Genomic DNA, 25,467 nt, shown 5'->3' on the forward strand with positions numbered 1-25,467 from the left:
GAAAAGTTTTAGATACCTGATAGGGCAAGCGTTCCCTGCGTGGGAAAGAGGTCGGCAAAGAATGTAGAAACGATCGCATTGGATTCTACCTGGAGATAATCGATTACTGGGATGGGACTATCATCGTGACGGCTGAGTACGCCGAAGCCCGTGCGCTCGCGTCTGAACCTCAGTACGAGCGGATCGTTAGGTAGTAGCGGTTTGCGCAGCCACTCATCTAAGCTTTTAGAGCGATCCATGCGTTCGGTCATGGCACTGATAATTTGCAAATCCTCTTTACCTGGCAGCCTGCGGTTTGCCATTGCCCATGCTTGTTTCAGCAAATCCGATCGGCGATCGCTTTTGAACCAGGCGGCGATCGCCATTGCCCCTGGTGTGCTCGGTCGATCGATTGCGGTCTGAATATTTGCCTGTTTGGATTCCAGCGCATCTGCCAGGATTTGCGCCGTAGGATTGCCTGCCTTTCGCATGCGCTCTAGTGCCCCCGGTCTGCCCAGCCACCAGTCTATTACCGCACGAGTATGTTGTAGTTGAGCAAACAGATCGCTGTTCTGAGGTGTAGTTTTGAGCAATCGATCGTAAAGAGTATCTAGTTTTTGCACGGATTGGGAAGCAATGCTGCGCTCCCTCAGAGCGGTTAAAGCTGATGGTAAGTTGTTAAATATTTTCACGGTTTCCTTTAAAATGCTGCTCTGGGAATTAGCCAGGTTCCAAATCGGACTGGTAATAAATATGGGGTCGTTGAGCCATTCCCGCGCGATCGCGTCGGTACCAGTATCCTTACCCTGCCTCAACAGGCTTAACCCCAAACCATAAAAGAGTCCTCGCTTCGCAGGTACGAGTTCTAGAGCGCTCCGAAAGAATTTCTCTGCCTCCTTGGGACTGTCATTACTTAAACTGAGCCATGCGGCGCTGTTATAGCCAAATTCTTGATAGGGATTGACTTTAATTCCCTTTTGCAGCCATTCTAAACCTTCGCGCTTTAGTTGGTTTCTGAATTCGAGATCGGGATATACCCCTGAGAGATTGCCCAGATTCCATCCCAGTTGATAGGGATAGTAAGGCTCCCAACTAGCAAGTTCGTGGGCGCGTTGCAGATTTTGCTTAAATTTCTGCAAATCCTCTTTAGATCTGTCTAGATCGCCGTTTCTGGCATCAAATTCAATGTCGCCTAAGAAATTAAAACCGACGCTCGCAAAATGCCACGCTGCATCCACCGGGACGATCCAAACGATCGCAGCCATAAAGAGTACTGTCATCGTCCCAGCTAGCCACCGTCTTGGTTGTGGATAGTCACCTAGAATGACGCGCTCTTTGCGATCGCCGTGAATTTGACCGATGTAAGCAAAACTAGCAGTGAAAATTACTAAGCTGCCACTAATCGCAAATACATCGAGTTGATAGTCGGTAATGGCCTGGACGGCATAGGCCAACAGCCCGCCAAACAGGGCATAGGTAATTATCTGCTGCTGTCGATCGCTCCTCCAGGTGGAAGAGAAATGCAATCGCACAAATAATCCCAGGATGGCAAAGATAGCGATCGCGGCGGCCAACGCGCCCAAGCTACCCAATTCCGCCCAAATTTGCACGGGCGTGCTGTGCAATTGGAACATCATCTCTGCCTCACGACCTGCCCAGTCAGGACGATAGCGCTGATAAAACAAAGCAGCAGAGCCAGGGCCAGCCCCAAACGCTATGTTATCTAAACCAATTTGCCTGCCGGTATAAGCGGCAATTATGCGATAGAGAAGTTCGTTGCTACCCCGCCCTGACAGTAGAGCGCTAACCAGAGATTGCAGGCGATTGTTAAAGGCAATTAGTATGACTGTAACGGCGATCGCACCCATACCCCCCAATAAAACCTGAAGACGTGCTTTGCTGCGCAGCAACAACACCAAAATGCCAAATACCAATAAGACGGAAATGCCTAAGAAGCCTCCCCGCGAACTGGTTGTATAAAGAGCGATACATCCCAAGCCTACTCCAACACCCCAGATTGTCCGTCGGCGGGGCTGCGCGATCGCCAGCCCAATTAATAGTGGAATTGCCAGCATGAGAAAGCCCGCAACATAGTTTTGATGGCCTATTGGTGCCCAGTTGCGCGATTCAATATCCGAAAAATCAAAGTTGAGATTGATGCCGAGCGAACGCAATTGGCTTAGTTGGGATAGGTTGGGAGCTAAAGTATTGACGATCCATAGGACTAAGCTTTCGACAATAAAAACTAAACTCAGACCGCCTTGAAATGAAAGCAGCCAGTTCAAACTACCTGTTTGGTGTAAATAATTATGCGTGGCATAGATGGCGGCAATTAAGGCAAAGCCAATGCAACTGTTCCATGTGGCCTGGGCGGGAAACTGAGCAAAAATCGCGGACAAACAGAGGGCGATAAATAGCAGAGAGATCGCCCAATCTAGCTTATTTCCCAATAACCAAAAGGGCGGTTGTCTGCGCCACAAGCGCAATAGAGCCACCAGTGCCAAACAAAATAGTCCTGTCTGCCAAATCAGTACCCACGGCCAAACAATCGCCTGCGTGCTACTAGCAGGGAGCAATACAAAGATCGCATAGATCAGTACGCCCAGACCCCCTAATAATCTGCCAGATCCCATATAATTCGCCTATGATATCGTCACTCAATATACGCGATCGCGTGACAAATAGCGTCATTAATAATTCACTTTAAGCCAACTCTGGACTTCCTGGCGGAATTCCTTTCTTGCCTCGCTCATCAGTATTTCATTACCGCGATCGAGCACTCGCGAAATCCCTTCTAAAACTGGTAGGTTTGGGAAGATGAGGCTGTGCAAAGACTCGACATAACGATCTTCTACCAATATGAAAATTGCTAATTTACCGTCCCGATATCGCCAAATTTCTGGAACTCCCAGTGCCTCATAAGCACTTATTTGGGTCGGAGAGGTTAGATCGACTTCGATCGCCAAATCTGGTGGTGGATCGACTGTCAGATCTAACCGTTTTTTGCCAATCATGGCCTCACTGTTTTGAATATAAAAGCAATCGTCAGGCTCAATACCTGCTTTCATGCTTTGCTTTTTGAAGGTGGAAGAACCCAATGACTCCCAGGGCAAATCCAGTTCTTCCAGCAGCACTACCAACAAGTGGCTAATCAGTGCTTTAACGCGTTCGTGTTCTGGTAATGGCATCCGGATCTCTAAATCTCCATCAAAGTAGGCAATGCGGGTAGCCCTTTTTTCCCCCAATTCGAGTAGAACTTGCTCGAATTCCTGCCAATCAAGATCGTGCAGGTAGATCCTCTGCCCAGGCACAATTTCTATACGGTTTAGGGATATTGACGCAATCATCTCTTTGAGCAAACTTTAAAAAGATTATAGCGGAATGGCACTGAAATATAGCCACACCCCCCTGTCCTAACAGATCTGTCTATGCCTATAAATGAAATCTCAATTATATCTACTCTTTACGTTTGAAGCGGTCGATCTCAGATTGCAATTCCTCAATTTGTCGGCGTAGGGCTTCTGCTTCGTCGCTTTGAGATTTAGCCTTTGTCTCGGGCGATTCTGGTTCTACGTTAATCGCGCCCTCGCTATCCGATCGCTTGTAGTTACCCAAACGAATTTGACGATATTCTTCAGAACCGGCCCAGTCGCGGATGTAGTGCAGGCGATCGACGGGGAAGGGATGGCTGAGCATGGAATTGGGATTGCCCGTGCCGTTATACAGCAGGAATTTGTAGATTTGGTTCAAGTTATCTTTATCGAGTTCTTGATAGGCTTCGGACTGGCGGCTAAACTCGGACATGCTAATTTCGTGGGCATAGGCTTTACTGCCGCCTGAAACTTGCATCATCGTATGCTGCACGATATCGAGATCGTCGGTAACCAGAAGTGCGGCTCGATCTGACGACAGCTCGGCTTTGCGCCGCCACTCAAAGAATGCATAAATCAGGCCGCTGCTGACCAGTCCGCCCAAACCGAATGTCACTTCGCTGAGCGCAGATACAACGCTCATCGCCCACATTGCCATCTGAATCAAAATCGTGTGGCCGCATTTGATGTGACCCAACTCATGGGCGATTACCGCCCGAATTTCTGCTTCGTCGAGCAGATCCAGGACACCTGAATTAATCACGATGTAGGGACGATCTTGGCCGAGGGCATAGCTGTTGACGTAGGGATTTTGCGATACGAACAAAGTTGGTTCGGGGTGAACGTCCAGGTCTCGCACGCTTTCGCGAAACAGGCGATAAATGGTGGCATACTGGCGCGGCCCCACCTGAATGCTATTACCCATGTGGTAAATCATCTGGGGACGTTCGTAGAGGAACTCTACAAATTTGCTGGCGAGGAGATCGAAGCCCGGAACGCTGCGTAATGCTTGTTCTGCCTGGCGATCGAGGGGATGACGAAATGCTTCGCTAGATATTCCAGTGTATGTGGGCATGTTAACGCAATTCTCCAAAAGCTCTAAAATTTTGCGATCTTTTCGATCGCTATGTTAACCAAAAAAATTACTAGAGGGCAGACCTTTCTCCTTTTCTCCTTCCTCGAGCAATCGCGACGCTATAGCGGTTTTCAATTGAGAACAGGTTTTATTGACGGGGTCAAGGGGTTCCACATGGCAGTGGCTCTAGCGGGGAACCCCCAAGACCGCCCTGCCTCCCCTTCTTGGGGGCGTTGCCCCCAAACACCCTTCTCGTTTTCATCTGAAAAACGCTATATATTACTAAACAACGATACTCCTAATATCTTAATTAGAGATGCTGTGGTGGATTTGGAGCATCGCTCGGAGTGTTTTTTTGGTACGTCAACAAATCAGCGGCGGACGGTCTCAGCCGATTGATTGAATAACATATTACGCGATCGCTCGATATCGAGTGTCTGGCTTTTGAATGCTTCTGCCTTCTCATAGGCGCGAATCGTAGAGGGACGAGCTTGAATTGATTCAAACCAACGCTTTAGATTTGGGAAATCCGCGAGGTTTTGCCCCTGGCGTTCGTGCGGCACAATCCAGGGATAGGAGGCGATATCAGCGATGGAGTAACTATCGCCTGCGATGAATTCGCGATCGCCGAGTCGTCGATTTAGAACAGCATATAAACGGCTTGTTTCTTTCACGTAGCGATCGATGGCATAGGGGATTTTCTCCGGCGCGTACTGGCTGAAGTGATGATTTTGTCCTGCCATCGGCCCAAGGCCGCCCATCTGCCAAAATAGCCATTGCAGTACCTCAACGCGATCGCGCAAGTTTGCAGGAATTAGCTTCCCAGTTTTTTCTGCCAGGTACAGAAGAATTGCCCCAGACTCGAACACGGAAACCGCCTCGCCACCGTCAATTGGTTCGCGATCGATAATGGCAGGGATGCGATTGTTGGGAGCGATCTTGAGAAAATCAGGCTTGAACTGGTCGCCTGCTCCAATATTAATAGGAAAGATCGTGTAGGGTAATTCTGCTTCCTCCAGGAACATCGTAATTTTATGACCGTTGGGAGTTGTCCAATAGTAAAGTTCGATCATGTTTTATCTTCTCCATTTGTAGAGTTTTTTAGGACTGCGACAATATCTGTAGGGGTAGCGCCCCCGTGTCTACATCGCTGCATCTGGGCAGCCACAAGTGGATTTGATTTTCCCAAAGGTAGCGCCCCCATGCCTGCATCGCTGCATCCGGGCAGCTACGAGCAAATTGGATTGTCCCTACGATAATTGCGATAGCGCCGGATAGTCCGTATATCCTGCTTCACCGCCACCATAAAATGTTGCCTCATCTGGCAAATTCAGAGGTGCGCCCAGACGAAATCTCTCCGGCAAATCCGGGTTAGCAATGTAAGCTTTCCCAAACGCCACCAGATCGGCATCTCCATTCGCGATCGCTGCATTGCCGCTTGCCAAGGTATACCCACCATTAACCATGAGGGTACCTTTGTAAAGCGGTCGGAAGTATTTAGTGGGAATTGGCGTACCTCCGTGCCTGACATCAGCTTCATCCGCTTCTATAAGATGCAGGTAGGCTAGGTTAAAGCGATTCAGCGCTTCCACTAGATAACTAAATGTATCCTTGGGATTAGAATCGCTCATACTATTAAAAGTACTGCTGGGCGAGAGGCGCATACCAACGCGATCGCTTCCCCACACATCAACTAAGGCTTCCGTCACCTCTAAATGCAGGCGAGCGCGATTTTCAATAGAGCCACCGTATTTATCCGCGCGCTTGTTCGTGCCATCTCTGAGAAACTGATCTAACAGATAGCCACTCGCACCATGAATCTCTACACCATCAAACCCCACTTCCAAAGCATTCTTTGCTCCCTGCCGGAATTGGTTGACAATCCCAGAAATTTCCTCAGTTTCCAAAGCGCGAGGGACGATAAATGGCTTCATCCCTTCATAGGTAACTGCTTCACCTTGGGCGGCGATCTCGCTGGGAGCAACGGGTAATGCTCCATCCGGCTGCAGGGATGGATGCGAAATACGCCCCACATGCCCTAGTTGTAGGAAAATTCTGCCACCACGGGCGTGTACGGCATCGGTAACTAGCCGCCACCCTTCGATCTGTGCCTGGGAGTGAATCCCAGGCGTACCAGCATAGCCCATCCCTTGCGGCGAGACCTGCGTCGCCTCCGTAATAATCAGCCCAGCCGACGATCGCTGCTCGTAATAGGTTGCATTCATGACCGTGGGTACGTTACCCGCGCTAGCTCTCATACGAGTGAGAGGTGCCATTACGATGCGGTTAGGTAGATTGTAGGTGCCAATCTGAATCGGTGAGAAAAGATCTAATTTTTTACTCATGACTTTAGCAGTGATTTTGAGAGGAGATCTAAACTAAATATGTTTTTCCAGCACCATAGTGAGGGTTGCTTTAGGCACCGCACCGACGACCATATCAACCTTTTGTCCTTCCTTGAAAATCATGAGAGTAGGAATGCTGCGGATGCCATATTCAAGAGCAACATGAGGGTTCTCGTCCGTGTCGAGCTTGACCACCTTTACTTTCCCGTCATATTGCTCTGCTACTTCTTCCACGGTTGGTAAAACTAACCGACAAGGCCCGCACCAGGGTGCCCAAAAGTCCACTAAAACCGGCAGATCGCTGTGCAATACTTCTTGCTGAAATGTAGAATCCGTAATCTGGGTAACAACCGACATGTCTAACCTCCTGGTTGGTTAGTTTAATTGTTCGACATTCTCGAATAATTAAACTATAATGCAAGATATGAGATAATGCAAGGCCATGAGGCTTCTATATCATCCCGATCGCAAAGATATTTCCTTAGCAGGGGTTCTCTATGCTTTAGGCGATCCCGTGCGTCTGGAAATTGTAAAGCGCCTGTCAACAAGTGGCGAGCTGCCATGCTGCGCGCTAGATTGCGCGATCGCCGATAACACTAGCATCAGTCCCAAACCGATCGCCAAATCTACGATGTCGCATCATTTTAAGATTTTGCGCGAATCTGGCGTGGTGTATTCGCGCAAGGAAGGCACGCAACTAATTAATTCTCTGCGCCGCAGCGATCTTGATGCACTTTTCCCTGGGTTGCTTAATGCTGTATTGCAATCTGCCTGTGAAGATCCAGTTTGTATGCAAACATAAATACCATAACCCGTACAGATTGTAGATATCTACTCTTCTATTGCAAATTAAAAATGGCTTTAGATTTCTCAAAAGGATGCGTTAATTTCCGAGATATAGGAGAATGTGTTAACATAATATCCTCTCGATCTCTACTACCCATAGGTAAGCTGTTTCGTGGTGGCAAGCTCGATTTTATTACTTCAGCAGCACAGATATACAATCCGAGCACAATTATTAACCTGCGAAAGAGTAAGGATATTCAAACATTTGGGGCATATGTTTTTGATTTCCCGATCTCAAATAACTATGAGAAATATGAAACTAGCAATCGCCAAGTGCGGATATGGCTAAATAAAGTAATCAAGGTCTTTGAGGATGAATATTTAGCATATCCAGTGTTGATACATTGTACATCTGGCAAAGATCGGACAGGAGTTGTAGTTGCTACCCTATTGAAGATATTAGAGATTCCAGATGAAGTAATTGTTGATGAGTATTTGTTAAGTGAAGGAGAGGTCAGATTTGAATGGATCGAGCAAGCGATCGCAGGTATCGGCAATCCAGAGTGCTATTTCAATCGATTAAACGTAGAGAAGGTAAGGAGAAATATCTCTAATCTATGACTGATATTGAATTTATATCAAATCCCGATCTGTTACCCCCTGTTCTCACAGTCTGCGCAGGCAGACTTTGCTCGTGTAGCCCCGACTTCTAGTCGCCAGGCAATACAGGGATAATTCGTACAGATTTAGTATTACTCCCAGTTAAATCTCTGTAGTTCCACTACGAGTTTCTTCCAATGGAACAACATCATGGAAGTAGTTATAGTCAACATAGCGATGACTGTCATCAGATGTGTGAGTAATTACATCCACAAAGCGGTGGCTCCATAGGATATCGCTAGCGTGATACATGTGGCGGGCATGCACGGTTTGGGCAACTGTTTCATCCAGACCGCTTAAGGAAACCACTAACATAGCTGCTGTTTGCTTTAGAGACTCAGCCGTCATGCCATACAGAGGACTGTGGCGATCGATTGGGTGCATTGCTTGCCAAGTTAAGGCAAAGCTAGGAGTCTGGTGTCGCAATAGCTTGAGATCGTGGATGCGACGAATATAATGCCCTTCCGCTGTCATTTCATCGCGCAATAAGTACACCCGCAACTGGGCTTCCAGGATTTGATTGCGACGTTGATTCGCAGCTCGAAAAGTCAAAGTAGGACTGCCTTCGTGCGGTGCTACTACTGCCACTCGACTAAACAGTACCCGCGCCGTAGGACGCGAAAATCGCGCAAATGCCAGACCCGTCGTTACCGCAATTCCGATCAGACCGACGATCGCTTCGATCGCGACGATGATATTGGCATAGACGGTTTTAGGATACATAAATCCATAACCGATGGAAGCAAATGTCTGGACGCTAAAAAAGAAAGCATCTGGGAAAGAGCCAGGTTGAGCGTTGGCAATATTATCTCCTCCGACCAAATAAGCCAGGGCGAATAGAGCATTAACTAGCAAGTATTCCAGCACGACGATCGCTAGAAAACCCAACCAGGGAACCGTCAGCATTAAGTGATAGGGTTCCCGCCAATAGTAATACCAGACATTCATGCCAACAATTTCAAATTTACCGTCGCGGAGCATAATGCGAATGCGCGGTAACCGTCGTTGGCGTTGGTTTCTAGATTGATTTTGGGGTCGGAATTGCATGTGGGCTTTGCAAAGTTCGGTTTGCACGAATGTGAGCTTTTGCTGGCACCAGAGTACAACATCTACAATGGGGAGTGTACAGCTTATTTTTTAACAATCGCGGTAAAACTCATGGCGTTATTCGGATTTGGTAAAAAGCTCACAATGCCTGCACCTGAAGAGGCATTACCAGGACGGACTGCATCTATGCCCGTGCCGCCAGCGCATTACGTCAACCACAATCCCCTCAAGCCTCCCTTTCCAGAGGGCATGCAAACTGCGATGTTTGGTATGGGTTGTTTCTGGGGCGCAGAGCGCAAATTTTGGCAGCAGGAAGGTGTCTTTGTCACTGCTGTCGGCTATGCGGCAGGTAACACCCCCAACCCCACCTACGAAGAGGTTTGTAGTGGCATGACCGGGCACAATGAAGTTGTATTTGTTGTCTTCGATCCGAGCATGGTGAGCTACGAAACCTTACTCAAGATTTTCTGGGAAAATCACAATCCGACCCAAGGTATGCGTCAGGGCAACGACACTGGCACCCAATACCGTTCTGGTATTTATACGTATTCCGACAGCCAAAAGCAATTGGCCGAGTCCAGCCGCGATCGCTACCAGGAAGCTCTCAGCGCCAAAGGTTATGGCAAAATTACCACCGAGATCCTGGATGCGCCAGAGTTTTACTATGCCGAAGGCTATCACCAGCAATATCTAGCTAAAAATCCCAATGGATATTGCGGTTTAGGTGGATGCAATGTCAGTTTACCTGTCATGGCAGAAGCTTAAAGCGATTTCCAGTAAAAACTCGCGATCGACTGTAGGGTGGGCAATGCCCACCTTATATCCAGGTTGACTCTATCATTGGAACATTCGGTATAGCGGTTTTCAGATGAAAACCGCTATATCAGTCTTTTTAAACAGTTTCTAATCATTGGGTATCATACACTCTCACGCGTTCCTCACAATAATTTGCTAGCATAAAAGTAAGGAGAAAATTTCGCAGATCGCTACAGGTAGCGCTTTCAGTGCTTTCAAATTCTGTCGATAGTGTATAAGCAATCTTAATAACACTATGTGTGGGTGGTATCTGAAGTGAAAACGCTATATGTGAAGGATATGCGAAGGGTGGGAATTTATCTTCTAGATGGAGGGGCATATGAAGAGTGTATATTTACCGATTTTTATTTCACTTTTGGTTGCAATTTCTACCCCGTTGACCGCGATGGCTCAATCGCGATCGGAATCAAGACCTGACAAATGCGAGTATCTGCAAAATGGGGAATATATTTGCAGTTTCAGAGGTGCAGACACAGGGGAGACAGTGATTTCTGCGTTTCCCAACTCAATTAGGCGACAAGGAAGGCAAGGAGCAGTTAATTTTGACTACATGACTTCTAGCAGGCTTATTAGAAATCAAGCTCAGGTTAATTGTCACGAGTCATTGGATCGCTGGCATCGGTTTGCTGATGAATACCGGGCTGAACTCGTGGATGTGACTACTTATGCGTCACATAAGATGTTGAACTATGTCTGCGAGCAAGCTGGTCATTCTGTTGAGGAACAGATTAATCGGTAGATAATGGTAGAAACATCACCATCATCGTCTCTAGCGATCGACTGTAGGGTGGGCAATGCCCACCTTATATCTGAAAGTATCGGCTACACAAACAAAGTCTGCCTGCGCAGACTTCAAGAAAAGGGGTTAACAAATCGGGATTTGATATTACAAATTGCGCCCCTGAGGCTATAGACTATGCGATGAGGTAGTTCATTTGATTCCGAGCGAGTTGCAGCTATGAATTTTTGGCAAAAAATCTCTGTAGGAGTTCTATTTACCATTGGGTTCATGTTCCTAACGGTTACTACTGCGTCAGTCCTGAAACCAAATCAAACAGAAAAGGATCGCAGTACAGCTCTAGGAGGATTGTTATTGGGGGTTCCACCTACATCAGCCGGGATCTGGATGATTTTGGATGCGCGCAGACAAGCCAGGGTGAAGCAAAAACATAGCTTGTTGCAGGTTGAATCAACCTTTTTGCAGATGCTCAAGGCAAATGCAGGTAGCATAGCGACAATTGATTTTGCCTTAGAAGCAAAACTTCCGCTAGCGGAGGCACGGCAATATTTAGATCGAAAAGCACGGGAGTTAAATGCCGATTTTGATGTGAGCGAAAATGGTGGAGTTAAATATCGATTTCCATTATCATAAACATGTTGATAAAATCTCAGCGATACTGAATTTTAAGTCTGGGAAGATACTAGACTCAATTTGTTGGCTTCCCACAAACGCGGTTTCTTCGTACAGCCCCTCTTCTAGTATCAGTACGGTTATCTTAGATTGAACGGGATCGATAATCCAATATTCAGGAATTCCGCGAGTAGCATACTCAGAGCGCTTGTAACGATAATCTCGTGCTGGATCGTCTGGGCTAACAATTTCCACGACCAGGAGTGGCGGCACTTGTAATACCACCGATGACATTGTCTTAATGGCTTCCGTTTGCTCTTCTGAGAGAACTACCAGATCGGGAATGCGGGATCTGCTTTCCGCTGTGCGAACTCCTACATTACTTGGCATTACCGTCCATTTCAAACCCAACCTGGTAATTTCGCGATCGAGTAGCTTAAACAGAAACACCAGGATTAGGGCGTGCATACCACTGGCAGTCGGCATTAAAACAAGCTCCCCGTCAACAAGCTCATAGCGGTTATCCGTACCGTCATTGTATTGCAGATATTCCTCAAAGGTTAGTTTTAGCTTGGCTGTTGCGGTCACGATCGCCAATCTCCCACTCTTATATTGTGCGCTTCCTTCCTATGATAGGCGATCGCAAGTCGATCGTGGTTTCCAGCTTACAACCTGGCGATCGCGGTTGCATCATACGGAATTGGAGGATTTAGAAGGCATAGATCGCCCCTGCAAGGTTGCTAATTGCTCCTGTAATTGCTCCGGTGATGTTGCTGGTTCCAGACAGGCAAATCCTTGACAGACGATCGCTAACACATCTTTTGGTAAGTCGATATCGATTTGGAATACTACAAACGGTAGATATTGTTGCTTCAGTTGTTGGTATTGCGCCACTGTTGTACGCACCAAAGTACGATTTGTCAGCCACGCCGCCGCACTCAGCAAGCTAGGACAGGCAACTGGACTGTTGCTAATTACTTGTCCAAAACTATGCAAAGCCGCTTCAGCTTTTTCCAGATATTCCGAGCGATCGCTCAATAAGCTTAATCTAATTAAATTGGCGATCGCGATGCCATTCGCCGATGGAGTCGCATTATCCTGATAACTTTTCTCTCTTACCAGGAGATATTCGCTGCTATCGACAGCGGTATTGAAATAACCTCCACTGGTCTCATCCCAAAAGGCGCGATCGAATTCCGATTGAATCTCCAAAGCCTTGTTGAGATATATGTCAGCCAGGTTATCTTCGGTATAGATATCCATATCCAAACAGGCTTGTTGCAGATCGAGTAATGCCTTAATCAAGAGCGCGTAATCCTCCGATTGCGCTACTACCGAAGGATTGCCATCGTAACTGACACGATAGAGTCGTTTGCCTTCATAGGCTTTGCTATTACCCACCCACTGATTCTGCAAAATAAAGTCGGTGGCAGCGATCGCTAACTGGCGATCGGATTCAGCCCCAAATACCTGATAGGTTCTGGCTAAGCCAGAGATCGTCAGAGCGTTCCAGGCAACGATCATCTTGGTATCGGTTACGGGCGGCACTCGTCCCGGCCAATTAATAGCTTTTACCTGTTCGGAACTGCGCGCCGGGGGGAAAGCATCGGTCGGCAGCGAATACTCGCCGTAGCGCTTGCGGAATAACTTATTTAAGCTGGCTTCGGTAATGCTAGACAAACTGCCAAGGTGGCGGCGTTTGAGTACGTTTTGTCCTTCAAAATTGCCATTGGGGGTGACGGTGAATTCTTGAGCTAATTGCGATAGCTCTGCTTCTGTCAACAATTTCTTGAGTTCGTTGTAACTCCATACCCAAAACTTACCCTCTTTACCTTCACTATCAGCATCTTGGGAGGCGTAGAAATAACCCTCTTGGGTGAGCATTTCCCGCCTCAGCCAGAGTACGGTTTGGGCGATCGCGCTTTCTAGAGCCGGTTCGTGCAAGCCGGAAGACCATAGATTAGACAGAAATTCCATAATCTGGCCGTTGTCGTACAGCATCTTCTCGAAATGCGGCACCGTCCAGGTAGGATCGACGGTGTAGCGGTGCCAGCCCCCCGCGACGCGATCGTAGATGCCTCCCAGACATAAATCTATGCCTCTTTGCTCTGCCCGCTCTTGGAAATCTGGCTGTAAATCTGGCTGTAACTGATGGCAACGGAGAACCAGATCTGCGTAGGGGATCATTGGGAAACAGGTACCAGTTTCGCGATTGACTAGTACTTGAGCGCACTTAACCAGACCCGCAGTTAGTGTGTGGGCATCTATGCCTAGGTTACTAGCCGAGTCATCGGCGCTTGCTACCACTTGCGCAACCAGGTTGAGGTTATGTACGATTTGTGCCTTGTAATCGGCTAACTCCTGGCGTTTATCTTGATAAATCTGGATAATCGACTGCAATACCCTGAGAAAACCCGGTCTGCCGTAACGCGGCTCGATCGGAAAGTAAGTACCGCCATAGAAGGGCACCAGATCGTCGGGGGTCAAAAATAGGTTAAGCGGCCAGCCACCACTTTCGCCCATAATCTGCACTGCCTGCATATAAATGCTATCGAGATCCGGCCTTTCTTCTCGATCTACCTTAATCGCGATGAAGTGAGCGTTCATATAGTCAGCGATCGGCGTGTCGGAAAAAGCCTCGCCCTCCATCACCGTGCACCAATGGCAGCTAGAGTAGCCAATGGACAGGAAGATGGGTTTATCCTGCGATCGCGCCGCTTCTATGGCCAGATCGCACCACGGCCACCAATCGATCGGATTTTCCGCATGTTTGCGCAGATAAAGGCTTTGAGACTGGGCAAGATGATTGGGCATAATGTATATGATGACGCTCTTAATTTGGATTTTATGATAGAGATCTCTCAGCAGTCAGCTTTCAGCGGTCAGTTTTTTGGCTCTGAAACATACATTTAGCTATTTAATCCGCCATGCCTGTGGCTGCTGAAACTTGTAAATATCGGTAATTAATTGCGCCCATCCATCTGCTAGCGATTCTAGCAAGCGTTCGCCTTTTGCTTTGGTCGCCGTAGTTGGATCGCCCAACACGCCACTGCGCGTTAAATCCTTCATCACCCAGGCAAAGGGGTTAGCACCTTCCATGCTCAATAAACTGTTTTCTGGCAATCCTTGGGGATATTCCGCGATCGCCCGATCCATCCGCACGTACTCGGGCAGCAGCACCAGCATTAAACTGGTCTCCGCATCGCCAGCGTGAATTCCAAATTCCCACTCTTTGGCAGTAATCAGATCTTTGGCAATATTGGGTACCCGCCAGGTAAATAGGGGGAAAACCATCAAGTCTGGATATTTTTGGTGAATATCCCGCGCCACGAACTCTAATATTTGGGGCTGACCGCCGTGGGAATTCATTAAAGCTAATTTGCGAAATCCGGCACTGTAAATACTGTCTGCCAGATCCATTAAAACAGCGGTCAAGGTCTGGGCACCGAGCGCGATCGTGCCAGGAAAACCCCAGTGCTCGTTGGATTTGCCGTAGTAAAGCAGCGGCAAACTATAGGCAGGAATGCTGCGATCGAGTTTTTGCAGAGCTTTACCCAAAACACCCATACTAATTGCCGCATCAACGACTAAGGGTAAATGCGCCCCATGCTGTTCGATCGCCCCCATCGGCTGAATAATTACTACGTTAGACTTATCTGGCAGATTATCGATCTCGTTCCAGGTTAAATAGGGAAAGAAACGCTCGGGTGGAATGAAACTGTGCATCATGGGCGATCGTCCTTTACTTTCCTTTGCCTAAGACGGTAGCCCAAACCATAGACGGTTTCAATGGGATCTTCTGTAGCACCGGCAAGTTTGAGCTTGTGACGCAAACTTTTAACGTGCATTTTCACGGTTTCCTCCCCCGGCGGCTCCTCAAACGACCACAACTGCTCTATAATCGCGCTCCGACTAAACATGCGGTTGCTATTGCGCAGAAATAAACACAGCAAGCTGTATTCTTTAGGTGTGAGATGAACGGGTGTATTTTCATACACTACTTCGCAGGTATTAGGATTAAGCTGTAGCTTACCCCATCGCAATATAGGTGGTAAAGTATCGCTACTGCGTCGCATTAAGGCTCGAATCCTGGCTTCTAGCTCCTTTAACTCAAAAGGCTTGAGCAGGTAATCATCCGCCCCAGCATCCAGGCCCACGATCTTGTCATCCAGGGAACCCCTGGCTGTAAGCATCAATACGGGCATGTGATAGCCCTGTTGGCGCAGCTTTTGACAAAAAGCAATGCCATCTAGTTTGGGTAAAACTACATCCAGTAAGATCAAGTCATAGGCGAACGCTTCCACAAATTCCCAAGCGGTCTGCCCATCGCTAGCCACGTCAACCACATGTTGTTGGTAACTGAGCGCCTCCTTCAAGGTCTCAGAAATTTCATCTTCATCTTCAGCAATCAGGATCCTCATAGGGCTTTAAGGGCAGAAATTCGCATATGGGTGCCGGAATTCGCAAATTTTTGGCAGTTATGACTTTTTGCTTATAGACGGTTTGAACATTGTTGGTACAGCTATGACTAAAAAGCTTAAAACGATTTATACGGAAAGAAACCCTGGCTGCTTCCCACCACACCCCCCTAAATATGGATCGAGATGTTTGCAGCTACATGGTGATATTTATTTTACTGCGATCGAAAGTTTAACCTAGATGGGTAACCTCGTAACTAGAAATCCACAGACCTGGACGGCGAATCCTCTGAGACGGGAAAAGTATTATGAACGAGACGTTGCAAACATTTAAAATCGATCGAGGCATTGGTCAACATAATTCCAATGACTATTTCGCCGTGCTGGGCTTGCCAGTTACCGCTGATGCCTCCCAAATCCGCAAGCGCTACTTGAGTATTGCGAGAAACCTCCATCCCGATGTGTCTGGAGGCTCCCCAGAAGAAAGACACCGCGCCTGCCAATACCTGGCTAAGTTAGTTAGCCCCGCTTACAACATGCTCATGCAGGACAGAGAGCGGCATGAATATTCTGCTCTGCTCAAAGCGATCGCCAAGCGCTTAGTGAAGCGAGAGTTAAAGATGACTCCCAAATCGGAAATTGCCAAAAGATTGCTCCACTCGCCTAGCGAACTACACTACTTAGAGTCTGTAGAGGAGATTGCTAAACTACAGTACAAATCGTTAGACAAAGTTTTAGAATATACAGCCCAGCTTAGCGAGCTAAATTTAATTTACATTATGTATCAGGAAGGATTTCATCCTTCTTTGTTTGAAGCCGCCCAGGGCAGCAGTAATAACCGAGAACCTCATCCAGTTGCATCGCAGGCTCGGCCTTCCACTCGACAACTTTCTGCTCGGGATAGTCAAAAAGGAGATATCTCAGAGCGATCGCCCCAACGAGTGCAAAACCAACTACTGCTGGCGGAGGAATACATTAGTAAAAGTCAATGGAACATGGCTCTGGCGGAATTACGCGCTGCCTTACAGCTAGATCGCGCTAATAGCAAATGTCACGCCTTACTGGGCGTAGTATATCTCAATCAAAAGCTTATGGGTATGGCAAAAGTGAGTTTTCAGCAAGCCTTGAAGCTTAACCCTAGAGAGCCGCTAGCTTTAGCAAATATCGCAAAATGCACGAATGCACCCAGCAATAGCACTAACCTTGATAAGACTAAAAAAGGTAGTGGTTTCTTTGGCTGGTTAGGCGGTTCTTGACCGGCACTTTGGCGCTAAGATAGCGGAGGTACATATGAATCGAGAAGTAAATGGTACATCAGCTACCTACAGGAGCCAGGGATCTCCTGCCACTGGATGTGGTGCAAAAACGATGGATTGAGAGCCGCGTCCAAAAGGTATTTCAAGCTTGGGGATATCAGCGCATCATTACACCTACTTTGGAGCGCTTAGAGACCTTAGTAGCTGGCGGTGCCGTACAGCCAGAAGCAGTAATACAGTTGTTGGGTAATGGTACGGATGTTTTGGGGCTGCGGCCCGAGTTAACCGCCTCGATCGCCCGCGCCTACGCAACCCGACTTGGTAGCGATCGATCTAGTTGCCCGCAACGCCTCTATTACAATGCCAATGTATTTCGTCAGATCCCAGCGGGGGGATATCCGGGTCAGCAGGAATATTACCAAACCGGCGTTGAGTTGCTGGGTGGTGCGGGGTTGCTGGCTGATGGCGAAATCTTACTCTTGTTAGCCGATTGTCTTCAGCAAGTTGAATTGCCGGCATGGAAAATTATCCTTGGCGACGCTGGTCTCACCAGTGGATTGCTTAATTCTTTCCCCGAGCAATACCGCGACAAGATTCGTCATTGCCTTGCCCATCTAGACCGTATCACTTTAGAGAATTTACCTATTTCTGACGAGGCGCGATCGCGAGCCTTAGAACTGCTGGATCTGCGCGGTGCCGCGCCGGATGTATTATCTCGCTTATCGTCTTTGACATGGATTGCTGAGAGTAGCGATCGCTCGACCGAGATTAACCATCTCAAGTCCCTGGTGGAACTATGGCAAACTCACATGCCGCCCGATGCCCTCATTATCGACCTCAGCCTGATTCAGACATTTGATTACTATACGGGTATTGTGTTTGAGGTGGTTAGCGATCGTCGTGTCGTTGCCCAAGGCGGTCGTTACGATCGCCTCTTGGGTATTTATCACCCTCAGGGGGTTTCTTTCCCCAGTATTGGATTTTGTCTCAACCTCGAAGATCTGCAAAAAGTGTTATTGCACAATCTACCGACTCGCGGACACACAAATACCTGTCTAGTAGCGCCGAGCGCAACCAACTTGGTCAATGCTACTTTTAGCCATGCTGCCAGTCTGCGGCAACAATTTCCACAGCAAGCAATCGAGATCGAGCTGGAATTTAGATCGCAGCAGGAAGTACGCGATCGCGCGCGATCGCGAGGCATCCAGCAAATTGCCTGGGTTAAAGGCGAAGACGCGATCGAGATGGAATCTTTACTTTAAAGATTGCACTCAAGCGTGTCGCGGGTTTGCCGCTTAGTTACCGGATTAGTGCCACTAGCATACTGGCACAGTTTTTCGCGCACATTTTTACGCAAGTCGACATCCGTAAAGTCAGCACCCTCGATCTGAGCTTTAGTAAAGTTCGTACCGTAGGCAAATGCTCCTTCTAATAGGGCATTCTTCAGGTTAGTCTCATCCATCCGCGATGTATCGAGCGTGCTGTATCTGAGATCGGCGTTAGTAAAGTCAGCACCAGTCATATTAGCGCCAAAGAAACTGACCCCCTTGAGGTCAGAGCCGATAAACTTAGCATTTCTCAGGTCGGCCTTGTTAAACTGAGATCCTTGTAAAACTTTGCCCGAAAAGTCCGAACCCGCTAGAAATTCCTTGTCATAATCTTCTGCTAGAGTTACAGGACTGCCAAGCGCCAGAACTAGCAGGCAAATTGCGAGCATTGCTCCCAGCCTGTATAGATGTGATTTACAGGTATTTTTAAATAAGTTCATAGCTGTAATGGTATTTATATAATTCTCTGCCCCTATAGTAAATTCATAGCAAATCTACGGTCGATTTTGGCAAGGCAAATTTCAACTAGGCAAGCTGGTAATGCTGGCGAGAATTTAGTAGCCGATCTACTAAAGGAAAACGGCTGGCAAGTGCTTGCCATGCAATGGCACTGCCGCTGGGGCGAGCTAGATATCGTGGCTCGCGATCGCAACTGGTTAATTTTTGTGGAAGTGAAAACAAGGGGCGATCGCAACTGGGATGAGAACGGCTTACTGGCGATTTCATCCCAAAAGCAGAGAAGGCTTTACCTTGCAGCCTCAGAGTTTCTCAAACGACATCCCCAACTGGCGAACCTGGACTGCCGCTTTGACATTGCCCTCGTCCAAAGGAGCGAAACAAGGGATTTGCAAATGCTGAAGCTAAAAGAATACGTCGAGGCAGGTTTCAGCGTAGAAAACACGTAACCAGCCACATAACTATATACATTAAAATCGTGGCAACGCTAGGCGGTACTCCTGGAGCCACCATGAGCCTTACCTGGTTGAGCATCACCCCGCATAGGACAGCCAGAACCAGACCCATCAGAGCTAGCAAGACCGAACGCCCAAACCGATTTTCCTTACGGTTAAGGAAGTAAATGCTCGATAACAGGGAAAGAGCCAACCAGGTAGGCGAGGCGGCTGGTATAAGGAAGTTAAATACACCCAGCCCTGCAAACACCCCCAGAGAAACCAAAACGTCCTGGCGAGAAGGGTTGTCAACCAAACGCGATAACCACGTAGATGCAGATTTTGTAGGGCCAGGCTGCGCCACCGGGGGTACGTTGGCAACTAACCTTTCCGGGAAGCGTATGCGATCTGGCACTTTGATTTTGCCTTCCTGCCTGGCTCTGAGGCGATCCATTAACACGGCATCGTAGGCTGCTTCGATCAGCTCCTGTTGCAGTTCGTCGTCCTCAAACTCGCTTAACATGCGATCGCGCGCGCGTTGCACTTCCTCGAAGGAAGCGTCCTCATCTATTCCTAGTTTTTCATAGGGGGTTGGGTCACTCATCTGCTTTAACTTGTGGCTTTAACTTGTGGCCTAGCACCTTACTATTGTCGGTCGCACTAAGAATTGTGCCTATATTCTAATCCTAAAATTCTAAACTTTTAGTGTTAGAAGCACAAAACAACAAAGCTAGCTATGGCATAGCTATATCAAAATCTATAGATAGGTTACTAACCATAGACAAGCATAGATAACTTATAGCTAATAGTATAGCTTTTTACTGGAGCAGCGTTTTCCTAGCCTAGGACTTAGATTTGAAGAAACGTTGCTTTAACCGCTCTACTAATGTTTTAACCTCTGGTAAGTCAAGTCGCATCACCAGAATCGCAAATACAACCAGTCCTGCTGCTCCGGCCAGACAAACCTGCAAAAGCAGTACCCACAGTCCCCGATCGCCTAAAATGTACTGGCTGCCATTTAATATGCCCCAACTGCTCAACCCAGCGATCGCGCTGATAACTACTAATTGCAGAAGCGGTATGCCCCATTCTCGCCAGGGAAACCCGTACAATTTGCGGTTGAGGTACCACAACAGCACCACCATGGAGATCAGATTAACTAATACGGTAGCAAGCACCAGACCGGGAGCGCCAAATGGCTTGACGAGCAAATAATCCAGCCCCGCATTGATGCCAATATTGACGACACTGATACGAAAGGGCGTGTCTCCATCGCCAAGCGCGTAAAATACCCTGACCAGGACATCCCGCCCCAAGTAGACAAACATGCCAAGACCATAGGCAACCAAAACCGACGCTACTAATTGTGAAGTATCCGATGTAAAGGCATAGCGTTCGTAGACAATCCGCACCAGAGGAAATGCTAAAGCCATCATCAAAGCGCTGAGCGGCAGCATGGTAATAGCAGTTAGCATCATGCCCTGCCGAATGCGTAGCTTTAGCTCCGGCCAGTCATGCGGATCGGCCAAGCGCGAGAACATGGGTAATAGCGGCACCAAAATTACGTTAGAAAAAATTCCCAACGGTGTTTGCACCAGCAAGGTAGCGTAACCTAATGCCGAGGCAGCTTGTGGAATCCCGGAAGCAAAAAACAAATCCGTGTACACGTTGATTTGCATCATGCCAGAGGAAAATGTGGCTGGCACCATGATTTGCACGATCTCTTTGACTCCTGGCTGTCTGAAGTCAAACCGCAGGCGCAGCCCACCCAAACCCGATCGCAATTGCGCGGGCACCTGGACTAACCACTGCAAAAGCGCACCTGCTAGGGTACTGTAGGCCAATACCTGGCCGCCCAGGAGCAAATTTTGGGGCTCGAAGATGCGATCGCGCAAAACTACCGCCATTCCCCCAATGCCAATCAGTACGGTCAAACTCGACAGTAACGGACTGATAGACGGCAACCAAAATTGGTCGGAGGCATTCAGCGCGCCAAAGCCAATCCCAATTAAGCCTGACAGCAGCGCCATCGGTGCCATGATCCGAAACTGCTCGATCGCGATATTTCTGGTTGCGATCCCCTGCGCCGTGTTGCCCAAACCGGGGGCATAGAGGTTAATTAGTGGCTCGGCAAATACAAATAGCAGCACGCTAACTCCCAAAAGCAATATGCCTACTAGCGTGTTTACGGTTTCGAGCAGGGGGGCAGCTTCTTCTGACTTGCGTTTGGACAGCACGCTCACGATCGCACTATGAAAAGGCCCGTTAATCCCACCCAGCAATATCAACAGAAATCCTGGTACGACGTAGGCGTAGTTGTAGGCATCGTAGGCGGGGCCAGCACCAAATGCTGCCGCGATCGCCATCTGCCGCAGTAGACCGAAAACTTTGCTCAGCAATGTTGCTACCGCCACAATGCCAGCAATACTAAGCAGCGATCTACCGACTTTTTTTGTGTTATCAGAAGGTGAATCAGACAAGTTTTTTATCCCAGCAGTAGTCAGTTGAATTTAAGTTTTGGGAGGTGGGGGCAGCCCCCACGCAGAGGTTATACCCCTACATCCCGTTCTAATCGCTATTCGTGTAGCTATACACAACAAAACTCCGACTTAACAAGTAAAGCCGGAGTGAAGATCGTAATTGAAATGACTTGTATTAATTAGTACAGGTTCTCTTCTTGATGAGTCAGAATTTCTAGATCGGACTGGGGATAAGCAACACAGGTCAGGATGTAGCCTGCTTCGATTTGCTCATCATCTAGGAAGGACTGGTCAGACTGATCGACTTCACCCTTGACGACCTTACCTGCGCAGGTAGAGCAAGCGCCAGCACGGCAGGAATAGGGAAGATCTATGCCTTGGGCTTCTGCGACATCAAGAATATACTCATCATCGGGCACTTCGATAGTTGTATCGAGACCTTCAGCTTGATTAATCAGCCTAACTTTGTATGTTGCCATTAATAGTGACCCTCTCAAAAAAAACGCAAGTTCAATCATTGATAAGCAGAATCAACCCACTCTGACTTCGGACGAAGCTGTACTTAAACGTACGAGCATTGAATCTTAAGTCCTACGATCGAGTCTGCGATCGCATCATATCGCTCTTACGAAAAGAAAGCATAGATTAAGCAAAAAAATCTAAAGCCATTGATTAAAGTCCTAACTCAGGTAGCGCGGATTACGCTTGAAAGCTGAAACGCTTATTTGGCAATGGTTTTCACGTTTTAGTCCAGCTTAAAAACCCATGAGTTTTCAATGATTAAATCTTTACTGCTATTGCATTAACTAATCTAATTGCAAAGTATAATCACCTACTCGACTTTCTATATAAAATTTGAATATAAATTAGAGGCAACCCAGAGGAAAGCCGATGGCTAAGGTGCAACCATCGGCTTTCCTTCTATGGTTAGGCTGTCCGCGTGGTTAAGCGGACAATGCTCGCCCTCACTGTGGGGCTTTGTTGAAGTCGCGATCGATTACTTTTGGGTTTCGGAGTAATTGGAGTCAATCAAGGGAAATGCTCTAACGGGATCGGTAGTCAATGCCCCAGGAGAGTCGCGGGCAGGACTAACGGGTGAGGCATTAGGTATATATGGAGTAACTGGTGGAATAGCCTCAATACTAGAATTAATGGGAGTTACTGATGAAGTTGGCAAAGTTCTAGATGACTCTTTAAATGTGAAGGGGTTGGCGATCGTCGGCACCAAAGACTCGCCTGGAGATGTCCTGAGCCGATCCGCATCGCCAGCATGAGGTTTAACAGGCGATACTTCCACGGGATCGGCATTACCCTGAGCCAAAACATCAAAGCTCTGTTGTAGTCCTAGTGGAATTGTCGTACCGCATGCAACTCCCAGGATATAGATTAGCGCTATTTTATCGATCGCTTTAGCAGAAGTCCTCATTGCCCCAACCCTCCATGCTTATGTATTCAATACAAGTTAATAGGAATTATGCAGAGATGCCATAGGTAGGGTGCATTGCCCACCTATTAATGATGCTTAGTGCCTGTAGTGTAGCACTGGTTTTCAGAACCGCAAGAAAACTTATACCAATTTAAATTGTTGAATTACAGATGGGGGTGGGGTGCCTCCCACGAAAGGCTTCTACCCAAATTGGTATTAGTTGAAGTTTAGGTTTTTAAACAGATCGGGTGGCAAATTTGGCAGGATAAGCGTGACAAAGTAATAGACGAGTGGTGCCGTGAACACGTAGCTATCAGCACGATCCAAGATGCCGCCATGACCAGGGATCAGTTGACCCGAATCCTTTACACCCGCATCCCTTTTCATCATCGACTCTGTTAGATCGCCGAGTAAACTCGCAACCCCAATTAATAAGCCCAATGTTACTCCAGTGACGGGCCACAGATGCCAACCCATCCGCCAGGCTCCGATCGTGGCAACGGATACACAACTAAAAAGACCGAATATTGCCCCTTCCACTGTCTTTTTAGGACTGATATCAGACAGGCGCGTGCGCCCGACTAGCTTACCCATGGAATAAGAAGCAATATCGGAAGCCCAAATACAGCCGAATGCCAATAGGACGTAAATCCCGCCCTGACTGAGCATAAACCAGGATAAATCGCCATGACCTAGCTCTCGCAGCCTGATCCAATAACTAGGTAAGTAACCGCCATAAAACAACCCCAAGATAGATGCAGAAATATCGGCGATTGAGGCAAATCTCGGTTGGAATAACAGGTAAAAACAAATAAACGTACCGGCAATTGGGACAACAGCATCTGCTATTTCTACCTTCATCAATGAAATTAGCAAAAGTACTTGACTGACTGCCATAGTCATCTTGGCAGCCGGGATCATGCCTTTGGCTCTAACTAATTCAAAATATTCTTGCTGTCCTAAGTAAATCAATAAGGCTAGACCGATGGTAAAGGCCCATCCTCCCAACGCGATCGCTGCTAATGCAAGGGGTATAGCAACAATAGCGCTAATTATGCGAGTCCAAGGCATGAAAACTTCAATATCCTTCTAATTCCTGAGTAGGAAGCGATCGATCTCTTATTAGTGCTAAAGTGTAGTTCATTTGCTACATAAAAGCCGATACAACCTGCTGACACAATCTATAGTATGTCCTCTCCAGGTCACACGAAAAGTTACTATGCCATACTTGGACTAACTCCGTGGGCAAATGAACGTCAAATTCGCCAAGCTTATCGCGAGTTAAGCAAACTCTACCACCCCGACACTACGAAGTTACCCAAAGCGGAAGCTATCAATAAGTTCCGAGAGCTTAATGATGCCTATGCCACCCTCAGTAACCCAGAACGGCGCAGCGCCTACGATCGCAGTATCCATTTTTCCCGCCTGAAGGTGTTTCAAGAGCAAACAGCCGCCGATCCCCTCCACCCCAATTCCATCTACGCTGATGACGATATCCCCAGCGAACGCCCGCTTTCTAGTGGCGAACTATTTGCTTTGTTCCTATTGTTTTTAACCTTCATTATCTGTCTGGTAGTTGTAGTATTAATTGGTCTCGTACGAGGCGATCGCCTTCTGCCAGACTCGTTAACCTTAAACTTAAAGAATTTCAGTATTTTGTTTCTTCCCCATAGTTGGGGCGTTCTTTTCTCTACACTCATAACTCATATAGCCTGAACCTATGCGTTTGCCATCGCCCGATACCCCACTGTACAATCACCCCCTACCTCTGATTGAGTCCTGGTTGCAAACCCAGGGTTGCACGCAAGATAAAGCGAATGCGTCTAGCTGGTACGTGCGTCGTAACGGTTGGGAAGCAGAAATTTGGATGGATATTGAGGAAATTAGGGTACGCTACATTAATGCGATCGCTGGGAATAAAGACATTCAAAGGGTTTTTCCCTACTCCCTCAGCCGTCAGGATATTGAAGATGCAATCTTTACTGGACCATAACCAATTTTTAACTAATGGTGCTATAGTCATTGAACTAGGCAAAAGTACATGGCAGTAGCTCTCGATGCTCTATCTTCAATGCAATCGCCAAGATCGCTGCAAAATTGCCAAAGCATTATGGAAGTTACGATCGGGTTTTCTAGATGTGCAGCTCAATTAAGCAAAAGTTAGCAAGCACGATCGAACAGAATTCCGGAAAAACAAATATAAGGGTGTACAACTATGTATCGTTTAGCATTTAGGAGG

27 protein-coding genes are annotated in these 25,467 nt (G+C 47.6%); 10 read left to right on the forward strand and 17 right to left on the reverse strand.

Translation table 11 applies throughout. From position 1 onward, the window contains the following. Positions 1-8 precede the first annotated feature (8 nt). The 6 genes from PSE6802_RS28035 to trxA all read right to left on the reverse strand — a co-directional run bounded on the left by PSE6802_RS28035 (position 9) and on the right by trxA (position 7,127). Entirely contained in the window at positions 9-2,612 is a 2,604-nt protein-coding gene (locus PSE6802_RS28035) for an O-antigen ligase family protein (RefSeq protein WP_019499200.1), read from the reverse strand. A 57-nt stretch (positions 2,613-2,669) separates the two neighbouring features. After that, positions 2,670-3,326, reverse strand: coding sequence for a Uma2 family endonuclease (locus PSE6802_RS0106300; RefSeq protein ID WP_019499201.1), 657 nt, complete (start codon positions 3,324-3,326; stop codon positions 2,670-2,672). A gap of 109 nt (positions 3,327-3,435) precedes the next feature. Next, positions 3,436-4,425 carry a M48 family metallopeptidase gene (locus PSE6802_RS0106305; protein WP_019499202.1) on the reverse strand — a complete coding sequence of 330 codons (990 nt, stop codon included), beginning with the start codon at positions 4,423-4,425 and terminating at the stop codon, positions 3,436-3,438. A gap of 371 nt (positions 4,426-4,796) precedes the next feature. Then, positions 4,797-5,498, reverse strand: coding sequence for a glutathione binding-like protein (locus PSE6802_RS0106310; protein WP_019499203.1), 702 nt, complete (start codon positions 5,496-5,498; stop codon positions 4,797-4,799). A 177-nt stretch (positions 5,499-5,675) separates the two neighbouring features. Then, on the reverse strand, positions 5,676-6,770 hold the full coding sequence (locus PSE6802_RS0106315; RefSeq protein ID WP_019499204.1) for an alkene reductase: 1,095 nt from the start codon (positions 6,768-6,770) through the stop codon (positions 5,676-5,678). Between the two features lie 33 nt (positions 6,771-6,803). Further along, on the reverse strand, positions 6,804-7,127 hold the full coding sequence (gene trxA, locus PSE6802_RS0106320) for a thioredoxin (RefSeq protein WP_019499205.1): 324 nt from the start codon (positions 7,125-7,127) through the stop codon (positions 6,804-6,806). Positions 7,128-7,212: 85 nt separating this feature from the next. Here trxA and PSE6802_RS0106325 point away from each other — a divergent pair, with 85 nt between their 5' ends. Together PSE6802_RS0106325 and PSE6802_RS0106330 are read left to right on the forward strand one after the other, a co-directional pair. Beyond that, the gene (locus PSE6802_RS0106325) at positions 7,213-7,572 is read left to right on the forward strand and encodes an ArsR/SmtB family transcription factor (RefSeq protein ID WP_019499206.1); all 360 of its coding nucleotides are present in this window, start codon (positions 7,213-7,215) and stop codon (positions 7,570-7,572) included. A 53-nt stretch (positions 7,573-7,625) separates the two neighbouring features. Then, positions 7,626-8,177, forward strand: coding sequence for a tyrosine-protein phosphatase (locus tag PSE6802_RS0106330; protein ID WP_019499207.1), 552 nt, complete (start codon positions 7,626-7,628; stop codon positions 8,175-8,177). A 141-nt stretch (positions 8,178-8,318) separates the two neighbouring features. Here the strand turns inward: PSE6802_RS0106330 and PSE6802_RS0106335 are convergent, their stop codons facing one another. Then, positions 8,319-9,263: an ion channel gene (locus PSE6802_RS0106335; protein ID WP_019499208.1), complete on the reverse strand. Its 945-nt coding sequence runs from the start codon at positions 9,261-9,263 to the stop codon at positions 8,319-8,321. A 111-nt stretch (positions 9,264-9,374) separates the two neighbouring features. Here PSE6802_RS0106335 and msrA point away from each other — a divergent pair, with 111 nt between their 5' ends. The 3 genes from msrA (at position 9,375) to PSE6802_RS0106350 (ending at position 11,451) form a co-directional block, all read left to right on the forward strand. Beyond that, on the forward strand, positions 9,375-10,028 hold the full coding sequence (msrA, locus tag PSE6802_RS0106340) for a peptide-methionine (S)-S-oxide reductase MsrA (protein WP_026103104.1): 654 nt from the start codon (positions 9,375-9,377) through the stop codon (positions 10,026-10,028). A gap of 370 nt (positions 10,029-10,398) precedes the next feature. Beyond that, positions 10,399-10,818 (forward strand): hypothetical protein, encoded by a 420-nt coding sequence (locus PSE6802_RS0106345; RefSeq protein ID WP_156815446.1) that lies wholly within the window; start codon positions 10,399-10,401, stop codon positions 10,816-10,818. A gap of 219 nt (positions 10,819-11,037) precedes the next feature. After that, positions 11,038-11,451, forward strand: coding sequence for a hypothetical protein (locus tag PSE6802_RS0106350; RefSeq protein ID WP_019499211.1), 414 nt, complete (start codon positions 11,038-11,040; stop codon positions 11,449-11,451). Here the strand turns inward: PSE6802_RS0106350 and PSE6802_RS0106355 are convergent. From PSE6802_RS0106355 to PSE6802_RS0106375, 4 genes are all read right to left on the reverse strand, one after another. Further along, complete coding sequence (locus PSE6802_RS0106355; RefSeq protein ID WP_026103105.1) at positions 11,446-12,018, reverse strand: Uma2 family endonuclease; 573 nt, start codon at positions 12,016-12,018, stop codon at positions 11,446-11,448. The genes PSE6802_RS0106350 and PSE6802_RS0106355 overlap by 6 nt on opposite strands. Positions 12,019-12,120: 102 nt before the next feature. After that, a complete protein-coding gene (locus tag PSE6802_RS0106360) occupies positions 12,121-14,244 on the reverse strand; it encodes a thioredoxin domain-containing protein (RefSeq protein ID WP_036945574.1) in 2,124 nt (707 codons plus the stop codon). A 99-nt stretch (positions 14,245-14,343) separates the two neighbouring features. Continuing rightward, a complete protein-coding gene (locus PSE6802_RS0106370; protein ID WP_019499215.1) occupies positions 14,344-15,159 on the reverse strand; it encodes a creatininase family protein in 816 nt (271 codons plus the stop codon). Further along, the gene (locus PSE6802_RS0106375) at positions 15,156-15,851 is read right to left on the reverse strand and encodes a response regulator transcription factor (RefSeq protein ID WP_019499216.1); all 696 of its coding nucleotides are present in this window, start codon (positions 15,849-15,851) and stop codon (positions 15,156-15,158) included. Before PSE6802_RS0106375 ends, PSE6802_RS0106370 begins: the two co-directional genes overlap by 4 nt. Before the next feature lie 305 nt (positions 15,852-16,156). Between PSE6802_RS0106375 and PSE6802_RS28040 the strand changes: the two genes are divergently transcribed. Beyond that, positions 16,157-17,104 carry a J domain-containing protein gene (locus PSE6802_RS28040; protein WP_019499217.1) on the forward strand — a complete coding sequence of 316 codons (948 nt, stop codon included), beginning with the start codon at positions 16,157-16,159 and terminating at the stop codon, positions 17,102-17,104. A 50-nt stretch (positions 17,105-17,154) separates the two neighbouring features. Beyond that, the gene (locus tag PSE6802_RS0106385) at positions 17,155-18,366 is read left to right on the forward strand and encodes an ATP phosphoribosyltransferase regulatory subunit (protein ID WP_019499218.1); all 1,212 of its coding nucleotides are present in this window, start codon (positions 17,155-17,157) and stop codon (positions 18,364-18,366) included. Here PSE6802_RS0106385 and PSE6802_RS0106390 read toward each other — a convergent pair. After that, positions 18,363-18,872, reverse strand: a complete 510-nt coding sequence (locus PSE6802_RS0106390; RefSeq protein ID WP_026103106.1) for a pentapeptide repeat-containing protein — start codon at positions 18,870-18,872, stop codon at positions 18,363-18,365. The genes PSE6802_RS0106385 and PSE6802_RS0106390 overlap by 4 nt on opposite strands. A 66-nt stretch (positions 18,873-18,938) precedes the next feature. Here PSE6802_RS0106390 and PSE6802_RS0106395 point away from each other — a divergent pair, with 66 nt between their 5' ends. After that, positions 18,939-19,337, forward strand: a complete 399-nt coding sequence (locus PSE6802_RS0106395) for a YraN family protein (protein WP_019499220.1) — start codon at positions 18,939-18,941, stop codon at positions 19,335-19,337. Here the strand turns inward: PSE6802_RS0106395 and PSE6802_RS0106400 are convergent. The 5 genes from PSE6802_RS0106400 to PSE6802_RS0106420 form a co-directional block, all read right to left on the reverse strand. Then, on the reverse strand, positions 19,318-19,926 hold the full coding sequence (locus PSE6802_RS0106400) for a CPP1-like family protein (RefSeq protein WP_019499221.1): 609 nt from the start codon (positions 19,924-19,926) through the stop codon (positions 19,318-19,320). The two genes, PSE6802_RS0106395 and PSE6802_RS0106400, sit on opposite strands and share 20 nt — an antisense overlap. A 238-nt stretch (positions 19,927-20,164) precedes the next feature. After that, positions 20,165-21,802, reverse strand: a complete 1,638-nt coding sequence (gene murJ / locus PSE6802_RS0106405; RefSeq protein WP_019499222.1) for a murein biosynthesis integral membrane protein MurJ — start codon at positions 21,800-21,802, stop codon at positions 20,165-20,167. Between the two features lie 179 nt (positions 21,803-21,981). Continuing rightward, the gene (locus PSE6802_RS0106410; protein WP_026103107.1) at positions 21,982-22,281 is read right to left on the reverse strand and encodes a ferredoxin; all 300 of its coding nucleotides are present in this window, start codon (positions 22,279-22,281) and stop codon (positions 21,982-21,984) included. A 518-nt stretch (positions 22,282-22,799) separates the two neighbouring features. Then, complete coding sequence (locus PSE6802_RS0106415) at positions 22,800-23,228, reverse strand: hypothetical protein (protein WP_019499224.1); 429 nt, start codon at positions 23,226-23,228, stop codon at positions 22,800-22,802. A 216-nt stretch (positions 23,229-23,444) separates the two neighbouring features. Next, positions 23,445-24,299, reverse strand: coding sequence for a phosphatidate cytidylyltransferase (locus tag PSE6802_RS0106420; RefSeq protein WP_019499225.1), 855 nt, complete (start codon positions 24,297-24,299; stop codon positions 23,445-23,447). 117 nt (positions 24,300-24,416) lie between these two features. On the opposite strand from PSE6802_RS0106420, the gene PSE6802_RS28045 reads away from it, so the two are divergent. After that, a complete protein-coding gene (locus PSE6802_RS28045; RefSeq protein ID WP_019499226.1) occupies positions 24,417-24,944 on the forward strand; it encodes a J domain-containing protein in 528 nt (175 codons plus the stop codon). Between the two features lie 4 nt (positions 24,945-24,948). After that, complete coding sequence (locus PSE6802_RS0106430) at positions 24,949-25,221, forward strand: DUF3143 domain-containing protein (RefSeq protein ID WP_019499227.1); 273 nt, start codon at positions 24,949-24,951, stop codon at positions 25,219-25,221. Positions 25,222-25,467: the final 246 nt, after the last annotated feature.

The organism is Pseudanabaena sp. PCC 6802, assembly GCF_000332175.1.
In the GTDB taxonomy this organism is placed as follows: Bacteria; Cyanobacteriota; Cyanobacteriia; order Pseudanabaenales; family Pseudanabaenaceae; genus PCC-6802.